20 protein-coding genes and 5 tRNA genes are annotated in these 15,867 nt (G+C 44.6%); 20 read left to right on the forward strand and 5 right to left on the reverse strand.

Features of this window, described 5'->3' with window-relative positions; translation table 11 throughout:
- The 5 genes from G9G54_RS17560 (at position 1) to G9G54_RS17580 (ending at position 413) form a co-directional block, all read left to right on the forward strand.
- A tRNA-His gene (locus G9G54_RS17560) sits at positions 1 to 72 on the forward strand.
- Between the two features lie 10 nt (positions 73 to 82).
- Positions 83 to 157, forward strand: a tRNA-Gln gene (locus G9G54_RS17565).
- A 7-nt stretch (positions 158 to 164) separates the two neighbouring features.
- Positions 165 to 236 (forward strand) — tRNA-Gly (locus tag G9G54_RS17570).
- 12 nt (positions 237 to 248) lie between these two features.
- Positions 249 to 323: transfer RNA gene (locus tag G9G54_RS17575), tRNA-Cys, on the forward strand.
- A gap of 11 nt (positions 324 to 334) precedes the next feature.
- Positions 335 to 413: transfer RNA gene (locus tag G9G54_RS17580), tRNA-Leu, on the forward strand.
- 44 nt (positions 414 to 457) lie between these two features.
- On the opposite strand, the gene G9G54_RS26050 is transcribed toward G9G54_RS17580, so the two are convergent.
- From G9G54_RS26050 to G9G54_RS17590, 3 genes are all read right to left on the reverse strand, one after another.
- Positions 458 to 586 carry a hypothetical protein gene (locus G9G54_RS26050; RefSeq protein WP_258012605.1) on the reverse strand — a complete coding sequence of 43 codons (129 nt, stop codon included), beginning with the start codon at positions 584 to 586 and terminating at the stop codon, positions 458 to 460.
- Between the two features lie 84 nt (positions 587 to 670).
- Positions 671 to 1,168: a tyrosine-type recombinase/integrase gene (locus tag G9G54_RS25775; RefSeq protein ID WP_238808191.1), complete on the reverse strand. Its 498-nt coding sequence runs from the start codon at positions 1,166 to 1,168 to the stop codon at positions 671 to 673.
- Between the two features lie 681 nt (positions 1,169 to 1,849).
- A complete protein-coding gene (locus G9G54_RS17590; RefSeq protein WP_025718898.1) occupies positions 1,850 to 2,065 on the reverse strand; it encodes a hypothetical protein in 216 nt (71 codons plus the stop codon).
- Between the two features lie 220 nt (positions 2,066 to 2,285).
- On the opposite strand from G9G54_RS17590, the gene G9G54_RS17595 reads away from it, so the two are divergent.
- The 5 genes from G9G54_RS17595 (at position 2,286) to G9G54_RS17615 (ending at position 6,897) form a co-directional block, all read left to right on the forward strand.
- Complete coding sequence (locus tag G9G54_RS17595; protein WP_061829906.1) at positions 2,286 to 2,807, forward strand: MarR family transcriptional regulator; 522 nt, start codon at positions 2,286 to 2,288, stop codon at positions 2,805 to 2,807.
- Positions 2,788 to 3,564: a Fe-S cluster assembly ATPase SufC gene (gene sufC, locus G9G54_RS17600; RefSeq protein WP_023990247.1), complete on the forward strand. Its 777-nt coding sequence runs from the start codon at positions 2,788 to 2,790 to the stop codon at positions 3,562 to 3,564. Before G9G54_RS17595 ends, sufC begins: the two co-directional genes overlap by 20 nt.
- Before the next feature lie 23 nt (positions 3,565 to 3,587).
- Positions 3,588 to 4,895 carry a Fe-S cluster assembly protein SufD gene (gene sufD, locus G9G54_RS17605; protein ID WP_446723023.1) on the forward strand — a complete coding sequence of 436 codons (1,308 nt, stop codon included), beginning with the start codon at positions 3,588 to 3,590 and terminating at the stop codon, positions 4,893 to 4,895.
- A gap of 43 nt (positions 4,896 to 4,938) precedes the next feature.
- Positions 4,939 to 6,336, forward strand: a complete 1,398-nt coding sequence (gene sufB / locus G9G54_RS17610) for a Fe-S cluster assembly protein SufB (RefSeq protein ID WP_165179043.1) — start codon at positions 4,939 to 4,941, stop codon at positions 6,334 to 6,336.
- A gap of 321 nt (positions 6,337 to 6,657) precedes the next feature.
- Positions 6,658 to 6,897 carry a NifU family protein gene (locus G9G54_RS17615; RefSeq protein WP_013373004.1) on the forward strand — a complete coding sequence of 80 codons (240 nt, stop codon included), beginning with the start codon at positions 6,658 to 6,660 and terminating at the stop codon, positions 6,895 to 6,897.
- Between the two features lie 46 nt (positions 6,898 to 6,943).
- Here the strand turns inward: G9G54_RS17615 and G9G54_RS17620 are convergent, their stop codons facing one another.
- Positions 6,944 to 7,141, reverse strand: a complete 198-nt coding sequence (locus G9G54_RS17620; protein WP_238808193.1) for a ParA family protein — start codon at positions 7,139 to 7,141, stop codon at positions 6,944 to 6,946.
- 141 nt (positions 7,142 to 7,282) lie between these two features.
- Between G9G54_RS17620 and G9G54_RS17625 the strand changes: the two genes are divergently transcribed.
- The 9 genes from G9G54_RS17625 (at position 7,283) to G9G54_RS17665 (ending at position 14,131) form a co-directional block, all read left to right on the forward strand.
- A complete protein-coding gene (locus G9G54_RS17625; RefSeq protein ID WP_039272741.1) occupies positions 7,283 to 7,834 on the forward strand; it encodes a TetR/AcrR family transcriptional regulator in 552 nt (183 codons plus the stop codon).
- 113 nt (positions 7,835 to 7,947) lie between these two features.
- Complete coding sequence (locus G9G54_RS17630) at positions 7,948 to 9,207, forward strand: MFS transporter (protein ID WP_342355990.1); 1,260 nt, start codon at positions 7,948 to 7,950, stop codon at positions 9,205 to 9,207.
- Between the two features lie 133 nt (positions 9,208 to 9,340).
- Complete coding sequence (locus tag G9G54_RS17635; protein WP_134903078.1) at positions 9,341 to 9,652, forward strand: LiaF transmembrane domain-containing protein; 312 nt, start codon at positions 9,341 to 9,343, stop codon at positions 9,650 to 9,652.
- An 86-nt stretch (positions 9,653 to 9,738) separates the two neighbouring features.
- A complete protein-coding gene (locus G9G54_RS17640; protein ID WP_013311897.1) occupies positions 9,739 to 10,410 on the forward strand; it encodes a PspA/IM30 family protein in 672 nt (223 codons plus the stop codon).
- 7 nt (positions 10,411 to 10,417) lie between these two features.
- A complete protein-coding gene (locus G9G54_RS17645) occupies positions 10,418 to 10,906 on the forward strand; it encodes a PspC domain-containing protein (protein ID WP_165179045.1) in 489 nt (162 codons plus the stop codon).
- A complete protein-coding gene (locus G9G54_RS17650; protein WP_061829898.1) occupies positions 10,906 to 11,610 on the forward strand; it encodes a PspA/IM30 family protein in 705 nt (234 codons plus the stop codon). The genes G9G54_RS17645 and G9G54_RS17650 overlap by 1 nt, the downstream gene beginning before the upstream one ends.
- A 149-nt stretch (positions 11,611 to 11,759) precedes the next feature.
- On the forward strand, positions 11,760 to 12,407 hold the full coding sequence (gene liaF, locus G9G54_RS17655; RefSeq protein WP_061829897.1) for a cell wall-active antibiotics response protein LiaF: 648 nt from the start codon (positions 11,760 to 11,762) through the stop codon (positions 12,405 to 12,407).
- 16 nt (positions 12,408 to 12,423) lie between these two features.
- Positions 12,424 to 13,503, forward strand: coding sequence for a sensor histidine kinase (locus G9G54_RS17660; RefSeq protein WP_023990236.1), 1,080 nt, complete (start codon positions 12,424 to 12,426; stop codon positions 13,501 to 13,503).
- Entirely contained in the window at positions 13,481 to 14,131 is a 651-nt protein-coding gene (locus G9G54_RS17665; protein WP_013372995.1) for a response regulator, read from the forward strand. The genes G9G54_RS17660 and G9G54_RS17665 overlap by 23 nt, the downstream gene beginning before the upstream one ends.
- Positions 14,132 to 14,218: 87 nt before the next feature.
- On the opposite strand, the gene G9G54_RS17670 is transcribed toward G9G54_RS17665, so the two are convergent.
- Positions 14,219 to 14,683: a hypothetical protein gene (locus G9G54_RS17670; protein ID WP_165179046.1), complete on the reverse strand. Its 465-nt coding sequence runs from the start codon at positions 14,681 to 14,683 to the stop codon at positions 14,219 to 14,221.
- Between the two features lie 245 nt (positions 14,684 to 14,928).
- On the opposite strand from G9G54_RS17670, the gene G9G54_RS17675 reads away from it, so the two are divergent.
- Positions 14,929 to 15,693 (forward strand): YwmB family TATA-box binding protein, encoded by a 765-nt coding sequence (locus G9G54_RS17675; protein ID WP_165179047.1) that lies wholly within the window; start codon positions 14,929 to 14,931, stop codon positions 15,691 to 15,693.
- Positions 15,694 to 15,867 lie beyond the last annotated feature (174 nt).

The raw sequence follows: 15,867 nt of genomic DNA on the forward strand, positions 1-15,867 counted from the left end.
CGGTCGTGGCGAAGTGGTTAACGCACCGGACTGTGACTCCGGCATTCGTGGGTTCAAGCCCCATCGGCCGCCCTTTACTTATTGGGGATTAGCCAAGCGGTAAGGCAACGGACTTTGACTCCGTCATGCATAGGTTCAAATCCTATATCCCCAGCCATCATTATGCGGACGTGGCTCAGCGGTAGAGCATCGCCTTGCCAAGGCGAGGGTCGCGGGTTCGATTCCCGTCGTCCGCTTTGTTATACTCTGGCGCCATAGCCAAGTGGTAAGGCAAAGCTCTGCAAAAGCTTTATTCCCCAGTTCAAATCTGGGTGGCGCCTCCATAATTTAATACGCCGGCGTGGCGGAATGGCAGACGCGCTCGACTCAAAATCGAGTGGGAAACCGTGGAGGTTCGAGTCCTCTCGCCGGTATTAACTAAAAGAGTTCATTAGAGATAATCTCTAGTGGGCTTTTTTTATTTGAGCTTTAGTACCCCACTCATTGCTTGAGCTGAAGACACCTTTGAGTTGTATTCCAAATGCGAATAAATATTTGCCGTTGTTGCATAATCGCTGTGGCCTAACCATTCCTGAACTTCTTTCATGCTTACCCCTAATACATCTACATAAATATACTCCAGGTATTCAAGACAATAAGAATTGTCAGAAGATAAGCGATAGGATTCCTGTTATTCCTTCATACGAATCAGAAGCTCATAGAACGTGTCCACCAGTGGCAGTATACGGCGACTGGCTTTATTCTTGATTTGGTCCTTTTCAATTTCAATATATCTACCATTCAAATTGCCCGATGTGACTGTATGTTTAATATTAATAGTCCAATTCAATAAATCAATAGCCGACCATTTTAATCCTACGACCTCGCTTCGGCTTAGCCCATAAAAGGCAGCCAGGATAACGGAAAGCTCAATTCTTTCGCCTCGGATTACTGCGAGGAGTTGATTCAGCTCCTCGGCATTGTAGAAGCTCACGACGTAATTGTTCTTTTTTGGGCTTTCAACTGAGTCAGGGAGATTCGCTACAATCGGCTTTATTTTCACGGTATACTGAAGGGCTCTGCAAATGTTCGCGTGGTAATGAATACCGGTATTGGCGCTGACACCTTGCACATTCATTTCATGGGTATACAAGGTCTGAAAATCTTCTGTAGTTAAATCATCAAGCAATACATCCCTTTCTCTCGGAAAAAGGATCTATGTGGCCTTTTACAGTGTCGGAATAGGAGATATAGGAGATAAGCCCGATACTGTTTTTCATCATCTCTAGCCATTGAAGCATAAAGTCTGCGAACAGCCTTTTGCTATTACCGGATGGAGTAGCCGCTTTTACTCTTACAGCATATCTTCGTTTTCAACCGCGAGTGCTTGTCCTTCCATATGATAATTCTTCCTGGCTTCCTGAAGCAAGATTTCGGCTCTTTTCTTGGTTCCTTTTATCTTAAGCCCCGTAGGGATCCATTTTGGTTATCGTTTACCATTCTTATCTTTACAGTTAGGCGGATGTCCCGTTGCGCTTTCTCCTCTTCCAACAACTCCAGAGGGTGAACCCGATCCTTTTTCAAATACCGGTTGGGCTTCCGAATGGATTTGCTACAAAAGTGGTAGCTGAATCCGCCGATGGATTGCTTTAGCGCCCAGAAGGTGCATTTTATTTTGAACCGGGCGGTATAAAGTTCGATGATCTAAGTCGCCTCCAGTGTCAGATCGGTGCTGGCTAGAATGGAGCATCGCCTGTTCGGATTCACCAGCAAAAACCACAGTTTTTGGTATACTCTTTGGCCCCATACCATATCCAGACACAGGTAATTGACGGATTATTCTTTGCCATACATGCTCACGATAGCGTACTCAAACGCGGCGATACGGCTTTAAAACAGCTCGGCCAAGCACCACCTTTGTCCTCTTTTTACGGTAGCGCCCCCGGTCTGTGGCAGGTGTACCATGACGTTCATAGGCAACGGTATTGGACTTGGCTTCGGTTACCAGATCCATCCGGGTGCTGCCGAATTGGTTCCATTGTTCAACCCCCGCAAAGCAGGATTGATCAGAGGTAGGCAAAACCATTTCCAGGACGTGCCCTAGTCAAAACACAGCATGAGGCCGATGACAATGACAACAAACCCATGAAAAGCGCCTCCAAAATTGCGTCACATTCAACACAATTGATATTGATTATCAATATCAATTGTGTTAATATGATTTTGTTCACTAGTGAACAAAAAATAATCTAATGGTGACACTGAACTTGATCTGCAACTACTACAAGAGAGGGGAGATTGGGAAATTGGAGTTTCAAAATCATTTTAAAGGTCATCTTTACGAGCAATATATTAAAATGCTACATCTGAATGAGCTGTATACTGAACAAGAATTTAACTCGTTTCGGCAACAGGCCAGAAAGTACGAGATTGACATGCTCTCCAACAATATTACTAGTGTACACGTTATTGATTGCATTGGTGATTATGAACCGATAAATCATACCGGGATTGTAGAGAAGATGGGGTTGTCCAAAGCTAGCATTACTAAAATTAGTGCAAAGCTGCTGGAAATGGGCTTCATTATGAGAAGTCAACTGAACAGCAATCGTAAGGAGATTTACTTTAGTTTAACGGATAAGGGAAGACACGTTTATCATTTGCATAAAGAACTGCACAAAGAAAAAGAAGAAAGGTTTTACCAATTCATTGAATCCTATTCCGAGGTTGAGCTGCAGACTATTGGAAAATTTATGAGTGATTTGGTGGCGCGTGCCGAAGAATACTCCGAAGGGAAGTTTACGATAAATGACGACATTAAAGATTGAGGAATTAAGATCCAAGATTGAAGGGAAAGAAATTTTAAAAGGGCTCACACTGGAGATTCATGGCGGAGAGATTCATGCGATTATGGGGCCTAATGGGACGGGAAAAAGTACATTGGCTTCAGCTTTAATGGGCCATCCCAAATATGAGGTTACTGGCGGTAAGGTGACATTGGACAATGAAGACCTTCTGGAGATGGAGGTGGATGAGCGTGCCCAGGCAGGCTTGTTCCTCGCTATGCAATACCCAAGTGAAATTGCTGGCGTGACCAACTCGGACTTTCTCAGAAGTGCCATCAATGCACGGCGTGAAGAAGGCGATGAGATATCCTTAATCCGTTTTATCCGTGAAATGGAGAGCAAAATGAAGGGGCTGGAGATGAACCCGGAATTTGTGCATCGTTATTTGAATGAGGGATTCTCTGGCGGTGAAAAAAAGCGGAATGAGATTTTGCAAATGATGCTACTTGAACCCAAGTTTGTGATCCTGGATGAAGTGGACTCAGGGCTTGATATTGATGCACTGCGTATTGTGGCCAATGGCGTAAATGAGATGCGCAGCCCGGATAGAGGCTTTTTAATCATCACCCATTATCAACGACTGTTGAATTATATTACCCCGGATTTTGTGCATGTCATGATGCAAGGCCGGATAGTTAAATCTGGCGGTCCGGAGCTTGCACACCGTTTGGAGGCTGAAGGGTACGATTGGGTGAAGGAGGAACTTGGGATTACGGATGAGACGGTAAGGGAAGCTTAAAAGCCGGAGAGGAGGAACAGCACGTGGATATACAAGCTAGAGTTTCAATGAATGTGGACGATTTACGCGCATGGTCAAGCGCTAAGAATGAACCTCGTTGGCTGATTGAACGCCGCGTTCACGCACTCGAACTGGCAGGGACGCTGGAGTTGCCTAAAGTGGAGAAAATCAATCTCGAAAAATGGGATATCTACGAAAGTGGAGATTACAAAGCTGAGAATGCGTGGTCTAGTTTGGAGGAAGCGCCGGAGGTTGTTCGAGGTTTGGTTGCTTCTCCGGTGAAAGGCGGACTAATCGTTCAGTTCAACTCGGATGTAGTGTATACGAAATTGTCCGAGAGCTTAGCCGCCCAGGGAGTCATTTTAACGGATCTGCATACTGCGGCAAAAGAGCATGAGGAGCTGGTTCAACGTTATCTCTTTCAGGCAGTAAAGCCAGAAGAACATCGTTTATCTGCTGCACACAGTGCCTTATGGAGTGGTGGCGTTTTTCTATATGTCCCAGACGGTGTAGAGGTTGAAGCACCTATTCAAGCGATCTTTCTTAACGATACAAGCGGTGTGTGTTTTGCTCCTCACGTCTTAATTGTGGCAGGGAGCAACAGCAAGATCACTTATGTGGATAATTGTGTATCGAGTGGTGATGATGTCAAGGTATTGCATAACGGTGTGACGGAGGTCTTCGCGGGGGCGGGCTCAAAGGTGCAAGTAGCTTCGGTTCATCAGCTTGCTGCAACTACAACAGATTTCACCCAGCGACGGGCGGTCGTTCTTGCTGATGGGGGTGTGGAATGGATTATCGGTGAGATGAACAATGGTTATACCGCCAGCGATACCAAGACTTTGATACAAGGCAACGGGGCGGTCTCCGACAATAAGGTGATTGCTATTGGCACGGGCAATCAAAAATCGAGCTATACAACTCAAGCTCAGCATTTTGGCAGAAGCTCGGTAAGCCAGATGATTACGCGTGCAGTCATGCTTGAAGAAGCTACGGCCATTATCAACGGCATTACAAAGATTGAAAAAGGTGCAACCCATTGTGATGGTCAGCAAACAGAACGCGTGCTTATGCTAAGTCCTAAAGCTCGCGGCGATGCCAATCCGATCCTGCTGATAGATGAGGATGATGTAACCGCGGGTCATGCTGCATCCGTGGGGCAAGTAAATGCAGAGCAAATCTATTATCTGATGTCGCGCGGGATATCACGGAGTGAAGCCGAACATCTTGTTATTTTCGGATTTCTCGCTCCTGTCATTTCGGAGATCCCGCTGGAAGGTGTTCGCAGTCGCCTAAAAGATTTAGTGGAAAGCAAGCTCGGCAGATCATAGCAAATCAAAATGAATCTTGAAAGGTTAAAAAGGAGTGATACTAATGGCTAAAAAAGCACCAGATATGGGCGAATATAAATATGGGTTTCGCGACAAGCACCAGTCTATTTTTCAATCTGGAAAAGGTCTGACGGAAGAGATTGTCCGGGAAATTTCCCGAATCAAGGAAGAGCCGGAGTGGATGCTCAATTTTCGGTTGAAAGCTTTGAAACAATTCTACAAAATGCCGATGCCTGAATGGGGAGCGGATTTGACCGGGCTAAATCTTGATGACATCCAGTATTACGTTCGCCCTTCTGAAAAACAGGGAAAGACCTGGGAGGAGGTTCCTTCCGAGATCAAAGCAACCTTTGACAAGCTGGGAATCCCTGAAGCGGAGCAAAAGTTCCTGGCGGGCGTATCCGCTCAATATGAGTCGGAAGTAGTTTATCACAGCATGCGGAAAGAACTGGAGGATCAGGGCGTTATTTTCCTTGATACGGATAGTGCATTAAAGCAATACCCCGAAGTGTTTAAGCAACATTTTGGGACGATCATCCCTCCCGCCGACAATAAATTTGCGGCGCTTAATAGTGCGGTTTGGTCAGGCGGTAGCTTTGTATACATTCCGAAGGGTGTTCAGTGCGAGGTTCCTATACAAGGTTATTTCCGTATTAATTCTGAAAATATGGGTCAATTCGAGCGGACATTAATTATTGCCGAAGAGGGTAGCTTTGTCCATTATGTTGAAGGATGTACAGCACCTATTTATAGTACCAGTTCTCTGCATAGTGGAGTTATTGAAATTATTTGCCGGAAAGATTCCCGTGTCCGTTACACGACCATTCAGAATTGGGCTCCTAATATCTACAACTTGGTAACCCAAAGGGCTGTGGCAGAAGAAAATGCCACAATGGAATGGGTGGACGGCAACATCGGCTCCAAGGTAACAATGAAGTATCCGGCAGTATTATTGAAAGGACGGGGAGCCAAGGGGTCCATCCTGTCTATTGCCGTAGCCGGTAAAGATCAGCATCAAGATGCTGGCGCGAAGGTAATTCACCTTGCTCCCGAGACAACATCTACGATTATATCCAAATCCATCAGCAAGCAGGGCGGAAAAGTAAACTACCGAGGGTTGTCCAGCTTCAGCCGCGATTCCGCAGGGTCCAAGTCCAATATTAAGTGCGATACGTTGATATTGGACAACATGTCAACATCAGATACGATTCCGTACAATGAAATTAAAAACGATCAGATTACTTTAGAGCACGAGGCAACAGTATCCAAAGTGTCCGAGGAACAATTGTTTTACTTAATGAGCCGCGGGCTTACAGAACAAGATGCTACACAAATGATTGTAATGGGCTTTATTGAACCGTTTACCAAAGAATTGCCAATGGAATATGCCGTTGAAATGAATCGGTTGATTCAATTTGAGATGGAAGGAAGCATCGGTTGATTCATTAATTTAATAGATCAAACCTTTATCATTCTTTAAAGAAGTGCGAGGTGCTAGTAATGAAGAAAAATAATTCGGACGATTCAGAACTAGCTCAAATTACCCGAGAGATACGAAAACTTCAGTTCTGCTTCAATATGCTGTCAGGATTGAGCGCAAGTTGTGGTGTGATGATACCTTTAGACTCTATTCATACGCTTATAAGGGAACTTTCGGATCAACAGGTCACTCTTAGGCAAAAAGCAAAGGATCACTCAGACGATCTAGGGTGAAAAAAGGTCTGAATTGACGGTTGGTAAAACAATGGGAGGAGTTGACATAATGGATGAAAATGGAGTTTTATTCGATGAAGTATCGGAAGTTCTTCTCAAACTACGTCCTTTCTTACTGCGTGACGGTGGAGATGCTGAACTGGTCGAGGTTGAGAACGGTATAGCAAAATTAAGATTTTTGGGAGCTTGCAATGGTTGCCCAAGTGCTACGATTACGTTAAAGGTTGCTATTGAGCGCGCAATTCTTGAGGAAATTGATGATATTAAAGAAGTTGTACAAGTATTCTAAATTCCTTGATACTGAGCAACTGAGTTAGTCCTGTCGCAGACCATAGCTACGGAAGTTGATCCCGCTGCTCAATACCAAAGTACATCGACAGATTACCTTGCGGGTCGAAATCGACGAGCAACACTTTTTTTCCTTCATCAAACAAGGTATTAGAAAGATTGTATTCGGTATCGAGTGGGAAACCATGGAGGTTCGAGTCCTCTCGTCGATATACACAAAAGGATAATAAAATGCTTAAAGGCATTTTATCATCCTTTTTATTATGTATTCATGATTTTGGCAACAAGGTTAACATGGATTTGACCAGGTCTTTGATCTTATAGTAAGATGGTGGTACTGAAAAAACATTTTTAGTTTATTAAGTACAAGAGAAATGAGGACGAATATGCAGGAAAGAATTTTGGAGGCTTTTGTAGATGAAGTTCATGAAAATGGATTGAAATTTACGATGGATGATCTTGCGAAAAGACTCGCTATTAGTAAGCGTACATTGTATGAAAATTTTTCGTCTAAGACGCTTATTTTAGAAACACTTATTGAGCGTACAAATGATGATATGATTCGAAAAACTGAGCAGATTATCGAAAATAATGAGTTATCTTTGTTAGACAAGATTAAGCAGTCGATTAGGGTCATGCCTCTGTATTATAAGTTTTACGATTTAAGAATATTGGACCAGATGAAAAAGTATTATCCTGAGCAATGGAAAAGGGTACATGCCGATTTAAATGACTGGTCTCCGATTAGAACATTAATTCAGGAAGGCATCCGAGAAGGAATTATTGTGAACAAAAATGAGGCTCTGATCATGAAGCTTATTATTGAATCTGTAAATTTAACGCTTGATCAGCGTTTCTTTCTGGATAACAGTGTGACGGTAGAGGAAGCAACTTATTCTATTGTAGATATTTTGTTGTTCGGATTGGTCGAAAAATAAAAAATAGCCTCATCAATATGCTGCATATTTGAAGAGGCCATTTTTTTATATGAAAACTAAGAAAACAATTTTAGTTTCAATTGTTTTTGAAAAAGAATAATGAAGTTTACCTAATGTTGAATAAAGAGATACGGAAAAGGAAGGGTGGAAATATGTCTATACTCACAAGAAATCGAGGAGCAATGCTGTTATTGATGCTTAACATTTTTTTGGCATTCATGGGGATTGGATTGGTTGTCCCTGTGTTACCTAAGTTTATAAGTGAGCTAGGGATGAATGGTTCCTCGATGGGACTGATGGTTGCAGCTTTTGCGTTGACACAGCTTTTGTTATCACCATTGTCAGGAAAGTTGTCTGATCGTTATGGACGTAAAAAGTTGATTGTTTCTGGGATGTTCATCTTCATGTTATCAGAGCTTGTTTTTGGACTGGCGAATTCCATTCCTACCCTGTTCATAGCACGAATCATGGGTGGAGCAGGGGCAGCGTTGCTTACTCCTTCTATTATGGCCTATGTCGCTGACGTGACCTCGTTTGAGGAAAGAGGCAAGGGAATGGGCATGATCAATGCAGCGATCAACACAGGCTTCATAATCGGGCCAGGGATTGGCGGATTGCTTGCCACATATGGAATACGCATTCCCTTTTTTGCGGCAGCAGGAGCTGCGGGAATAGCAGCTATCTTGTCTCTGTTAGTACTGCCTGAGTCTTTAAGCAAGGAAAAGCAACAATATAATAGAGAGCTTCCACGTCAAAAAGAAAATCTTTTACAGCAATTTTCCAAGTCATATCAATCTCCATATTTCATGGGTTTACTCATTGTATTTGTCGTTGCTTTTGGGTTAGCGAACTTTGAAACAGTATTTGGACTGTTTGTTGACCATAAATATGGTTTTACACCGATGGATATTGCCATCATCATAACGACAGGCTCCATTTTGGGAGCAGTTGTCCAAGCGACTATATTTGGATGGATCATTAATCGTTTTGGAGAGAAAAAAATAATTCACCTCTGTTTGGCTATTGGGGGCCTGTTCATTTTTCTAACCCTATTTGCTGAACAGTACGTGATGATTATGCTGACGACCTTCATTATTTTTCTGGCTATGGATATCCTTCGTCCGGCAGTAAGCACTTCTCTATCGCGGCAGGCTGGAGATGAGCAAGGCTTTGTGGCAGGCATGAACTCGTCCTATACCAGCTTGGGTAATGTGATTGGACCGCTTGTTGCAGGATTGCTGTTCGATGTTCATATTAATCTGCCTTATATGGTTGCAGCTATAGCGTTACTGGCTTGTCTCGTCCTTTCACTACGTTCCAAGCAAGCGGGTGAGCAACACTCGATAGCCCGTACAGCAGAACAGCGTAGATGAGGATAGCCGCAGGTCTATACTCATCCCCGACTTAGGTCTAGGTTCAAAAACCGTCTGGGGTCCGTTTTGTCAAACGCTAGTTCAGCGTACAATAAGGACATAAGCAAGACACAGTGAAAGGCGGTGAGAGATGATGAGAGTTAACAAAGGGAATGGGTTAGCCATTGTACTGATCGTGTTGGGTTCGATTATGCTGCTCGGTAAGTTTACTCCGTTTTTCGGTCACTTTTTAGGACATCTGATTGGTTACTTAATTCCGATAGCTATGGTGATGCTAGGCTACTACGGTGTGAAAAAAGGAAATGCGCTCTTCGGCTGGATCGTACTCGTACTTGGGGTACTGATTTTGCTTGGCAAACTGTCCTGGCTTCTGGGACCGCTACTGGCAATCGGGTTAATCATATTTGGTGTTTCCCTGCTGAGTGACCGCAGAAGACATTACTGATTTTAGCAGTTTAGCAAGAATTAAGAAAGATTTCAGTAACTAAGTGTTGAATTATGGAATACGAATTGTGAAAGGAGCAGACGCAAATGAGTGTTTTTCGAAGAATGCGCGATATCACGGTAGCGACCTTCAATGAGCATTTGGAACAAAGCCAAGACCCAGTGCAACTGATTGACCAGTTCTTGTATAATACCCGCCAGGAAATTGCCGAAGCGGAAAAACTCCATCAACAGTATGCGATGCATACAAGACAGATGAAGCAGCAGTTGGATCATGCATTGTCCATGCAGACCAAACGGGAGGAACAGGCGCTACTGGCTTTGAAGGCTGATGAAGAACATATCGCGAAGCTGGCCCTTCAGGAGAAAATGCTATATGCAGAAAAAGAAGAGCAGTATAGAGAACTGTGGGAGCAGAGCCGTGAATCACTACGTGAGCTAGAACAACAGCTAGATACATTAAAGACAGAATATCAAACGGTACACAGCAAGCGTCAGTATTATGCGGCACGTGTACAGACGTTGAGACTCCAGCAGCAAATGAACGAACGGGCTGGTACATACGGTGGACGGAATGTTCCCCGAATGTTCAACCGCTTGGAAGACCGGGTAGCCGATATGGAAGCAGAAACGATGAGTCTGCGTGATTTACGTCGGGGTGAGGGCGACCATGCACAGGATGCCCAAGGCGGTGGATCGCTGCTCGAACAAGAGTGGGCGAGACTGAAAAGCAAGCTGAACAACAGCGGGAAGGAGTAATTTGATAATGACCCGAATTTACAGATCAAGCCGGGATAGAGTAATAACAGGTGTATGTGGCGGTCTTTCTGACGCAACAGGAATGGACTCAACATGGATTCGTATTCTGGTTGTGATCAGTTTCTTTATTACAGCAGGAACCACATTTATGATTTATGTAATTGCGGCCCTGGTTATCTCCAAGGAGCCGAGATCTCCTTTCGATGGAGGATTTGGCCCTGACAGCGGTCCCTACAATCAACAGGATCCACGCTATTATGGCAGTAACAATACAAGATCGCAGTATGGGCAGGGAACTGGTTACAACCAGGGCGGTGCATATGGCAATTCGAATCCGTTTTTTGGTCAAGATACCCGCAACTCATCCAAATTTAACACAGGTCAGAACAGTGACCTGGATTCCATGATGGAAGATATCGAGAAAAAGGCAATGAAAAAAGAATTGGCAGAGTTACGCAAAAAAGTAGAGCAATTTGAGAAGGGAGATCGTAAATAATGGGGATCTTTAAAAGAATGAAGGATATGACAAGAGCATCGGTGAATGAAGTGTTGGATAAAGTGGAAGATCCGATTATTATGTTGAATCAATATCTGCGCGATATGGAGGCAGAAATTCACGAGGCTGAGGTAACGGTTGCCAAGCAAATGGCGAATGAACGACGTATGAAACAGCGTTTGGAGGAAGCGGTACGTGTATCCAATGAGCGTGAGAAACAAGCTGAATCCGCATTGCGAAATGGTCAGGAAGAAGTAGCGCGCAAGTTGTTGGGAGAGAAGATTTATTTTGTGCAGAAGCAGGACGAATACCGCGACTTGCATACACAAGCTGAGCTTCAAGCAAAAGAATTGGTACAGCAGCTTCACGACATGAAAGATGAATTCTATAAAATGCGCAACAAGCGCAATGAGTTGGTATCCCGTGCTCAAATGGCGAAAGCCAAAAAGCAAATGTCTCAAATCAATAGTTTGCACACGATTGAAAGTGGGTCTGCTTCACTGGGCTTTCACCGTATGGAAGAAAAAATCATGCAAATGGAAGCTGAAGCTGACGTACTGCGTGCTCCTTACCGTCAAGCTCCAGGAGAAGCATATGTTAATCCGGCTGAGGCTGAAAAACAGTTTAAAGTGGATGAGCAGCTTCAACAGCTTAAGTCCAAAATTCAGACAGGTGCTAAACCAGTCGATATGAAGAAGGACTGACTACTCGGAAACAAGACATTATGATATGCTGTATGGAATGGACATTGGTCGATGATCGTGCCTAATCTGTATGGTTCAGGAAAGCCATATGGCGGAATGTTGCGCCACTATGGCTTTTCCGTCCTGTATAAACAAAAAGGGGGTGCAGCATGGAGAGAAGAAAATCAGCCTTGGCACTGGCAGGGATTGGCATCGGGATTATCATTTTATTCGGTCAGTGGATTGGGTTCCTCTCCGTGGTTGCACTGATCCTAATGTTGGCCGGAATATATAAGATCCGCAATTCCAAAATCAAAAAGGGCTACACGATGCTTGCGATTGGTGCTGGACTGTTAGTACTGGATCATTTGTTCCTGTTTGTGGTAGTTACACTAGCATCATTAGCTGTATTCTATTCACGTTCAAGGAAGCTGCATAAAGGTCAAAGCTCCATATTCAAGCACAATTTTATATCCAATCATAAATGGGATGAAGTGCCTTGGAGCCTGCGCAGCACAAGCATATGGCATGTGGTTGGGGACGTGGATGCCGACCTGACGTTGGCTCTCCCAGAGGAACGTGAGCCCGTCATATTTTTGCAGGGGATCTTCGGTGACATTGACATCACCCTACCGGATAATTACGGTGTAGAGGTGGAGATGTTCATATTGTTCGGACAGATTCAGTTTGACCGGGATCATGAGGCGGGGATGCTCAATCGACTGGTTTGGAAGTCTCCCCATTTTGAGCAGAGTGAGTATAAAGTGAAGTTTGTCGTTTCGTACTTGGCGGGCGATGTCCGCGTCCGATTTTATTGAATCAGGAGGAGCCGGGATGAATCATAAAAAAACGTCCAACATGGTAACCCGCAGTATGGGTGAAGGTATCCTCCTGTGTGTTGTTGTGGGCGTAGTTGTCTTTTATATGCTGTATACATATGGATATGTGAAGTCGTTCCCAACCTGGGGAATGATATTGAAAGTTGCAGGAGCCGTTATACTGGTGTTGATTGGTACAGGGGCAATGTACGGATTTTATGAAAGCTACCGCTTTAAAAGCAGACTGGAAATGTTGAGAGAGACGTTGCTGATGTGGGAAAAGGGAACGCCAGCACGTGAGTTGCCGCCCCTAGGGCATGATGAGCTTGGCAGGCTGGGTGAGCAGCTGGAACGGATTGGGCGTAAATGGCAGGAACAAGTTACGTCTTTACAACGCTTATCCACGGATAATGCTCAGCTGGCAGAACAAGCACGGATGACTGCGATTGTGGAGGAGCGGCAGCGGCTGGCCAGAGAGTTGCATGACGCCGTATCACAGCAATTATTTGCTATTTCAATGACGGCGACGGCTGTGGGGAGGACGCTGGATAAGGATTTTGATAAAGCGCAGCGGCAAGTTGCGCTAATTGAAGAAATGTCTTCCGTGGCACAATCCGAAATGCGGGCGTTACTACTTCATCTGCGGCCTGTCTATCTGGAAGGGAAACGGCTTGAGCAGGGTTTGCGTGATTTGGTACAAGAGTTGCAGGCAAAGGTACCGATGGAGATTGATTTTGAAATTGAAAGCGGAGTACAGTTGGTTAAAGGCATTGAGAACCACTTGTTTCGCATTGTTCAGGAAGCGATGTCTAATACATTGCGCCATGCCAAAGCAACCCGCATGGAAATTCGTATCGTGCAACGCCCGGATTCTATCAGGCTGACGATTCGGGATAACGGTATTGGTTTTGAACTGGATGAGAAAAAGCAGACTTCATATGGATTATCCACAATGCAGGAGCGGGTCAGTGAGATTGGGGGAGCTATTCAGTATATAACGGCTCCGGGAAAAGGAACACGGATCGAGGTGTCCGTTCCAGTTATTAATGATGAAAGCGGAAGGAACGATGATCATGGAAACGGAATTACCGATTAGCGTACTGCTGGTAGACGACCATGAAATGGTACGGATTGGTCTTGCGGCGGTGCTGGGGACGGAAGAAGGTATTGAAGTGGTCGGCGAGGCCGGAAGCGGAGAAGAAGGCATACGGTTGGCTTCTGAATACAAGCCAAATGTGATTTTGATGGATCTGGTCATGGATGGCATGGATGGCATCGAAACGACACGCCAAGTAACTCGCCTGCTTCCAGAGACCAAGGTGATTGTACTGACGAGTTATTTGGACGATGAGAAAATGTATCCGGTCATTGAGGCAGGGGCATTCAGCTATTTGCTCAAAACGTCTCGTGCTTCCGAGATAGCGGATGCGATCCGTGCAGCTGCACGTGGACAGTCCGTACTAGAGTCACAGGTGGCCTCCAAGATGATGAATCGATTCCGCCAACCACAGGCTGAGGCACCCGCGCATACGGAGCTGACTGATCGTGAGATGGAGGTGCTTCGCCTGTTGGCACAAGGGAAGTCTAACCAGGATATCGCAGATGAGCTGATTATCGGGATTAAGACGGTAAAATTCCATGTCACGAACCTTCTCGCTAAATTAGGAGTGGAAGACCGTACACAGGCGGCGATCTATGCCTATAAGAACGGATTAGCAGAGTAGAAGTAGAAGTAGAAGTAGAATAAACGAATACAAAGAACCGGAGACGACAATAGTCCTCCGGTTTTTTTGTGTTCCATAACAAGTTGTTTAGATCAGGAGGAATAAAAAGGCGATTAAAGCCAGATCTAATGCAAGCCCTGCCCCGTATCCATATCCGCCGTACCCACCGCGATAGCCTGTTCTGCCATTTCCATAATTACTATAGCCATTTCCAGTAAATCCGCCTGCGTCATAAGGAAAGGATGAACTCAGAGGTGCGTTGGGCGGCTTAATTAAGGCATTTAGTTTGGCCGAGGTACGAGCTTTGTTTTTAGGATTCTTTTTTTTCTTTTTAGAGGAAATCTTTTTGGGGATTTGTCTTCCTTTGTTACTGTAGCTCCCGGCATAGAGACTGCTAGGAAAAGAAGGTGGATATCCGTTCAACATCAGCTTGCCTTTGCTACACCCACTTAAGATGCCGATGTGTCGTGTACCATCACGCATAACGGCACAGACCAGACGTCCACCATGAGGTGCCACATTGGCTTCATTTACAGGATAAATCGGAAACATGATTTCACCTCTTTTGGTGTAAGATGCATTGTGATCATAGTCTATTCTTACGGTGCCTACGATGTATGGTCGAACACCCAGTAGGCAGATGAATATTTTAGAAGGGCTTTGCCGTAGCTGTGTGTATAAAACCTTTGACAAAGGGAATGCTATTGATAGATTGATAGATTTCAAACCAGCCGAAAAAGAAAGTAACCAGAGCGTAGGTGTGGGAATCGGATGGTTGTGGAGCGGGGGGAACGATAATGTTAAAAGCAGAGCTGATTAAAAAAGGGATTATTGCAATTTTGGTATTAGGAACGGTGCTGGTACTAGCTGGCTGGCGCTACGGAACCCTTCAGACAAACCGATATGATTCCCGCGAAGCAGAAACGGCTTTACGTTCATTGTTAATCATCTCGGACCAGGCCCCGGGTACGTTGGATAAGCTGGATGTGAAGTGGCAAGGCGATTGGATTTCTAACCATGAAGAGCCGGCAGATGTGGCGGCACAGATAGCCGATCAGCTGAATATACCCACAGTAAACAAACTCGTAGAAAATGGACACACGGTTTATCGTTCTGTTCGTCATAGTGAGGATCTAAGAATCCGCTTAAATGTGATGGAACGTCAAACTGGACAATGGTATGTAGTTGTTCAACTGGAGAGTAATAATGCAGGACGTGAGCGGTTGATTCAGCTTCATAAGCTTTGTGCTGAGCAATTAAAATCTATGGGGATTCAAGCGCAGTGGAACACAGCCCTTCAGCGTTCGCTGCATACAAAGGAATCCAAAGATCAACTGTTGAAACTGACAGAGGCGAGCTTAGCAGAGAACATCTCCATGCAGGCCAAAGAAAGATATACGGATGCGACTACTGTGGCTATATCCTATGAAGCTCCAGAGCTGCCGTTAATGATTCAAAGCGGTGAGCATCAGGTCCAGATGCAGATGGCTGTACATGAAGATAGGGAGCAGCAGAATACACGTATAACGCTCGGTTTCCCGCTCATCACGATTGAATACTGACTTATAAGGTAAATTTATGATTCATCGGATAGCTTATCCATGTAGGATATGATAAAATATCATCAAATCTTTAGTTCCATGTTTTTCGAAAATCAAGTATGATCTTGTATAAATATACACAATACTACATGCGGATTTCGGGGATTGTGGATTGCGGAATCTTGGCATGGGAAG

Origin of the sequence: Paenibacillus sp. EKM212P (assembly GCF_011066115.1) — a bacterium.
Taxonomy (GTDB): Bacteria; Bacillota; Bacilli; order Paenibacillales; family Paenibacillaceae; genus Paenibacillus; species Paenibacillus polymyxa_B.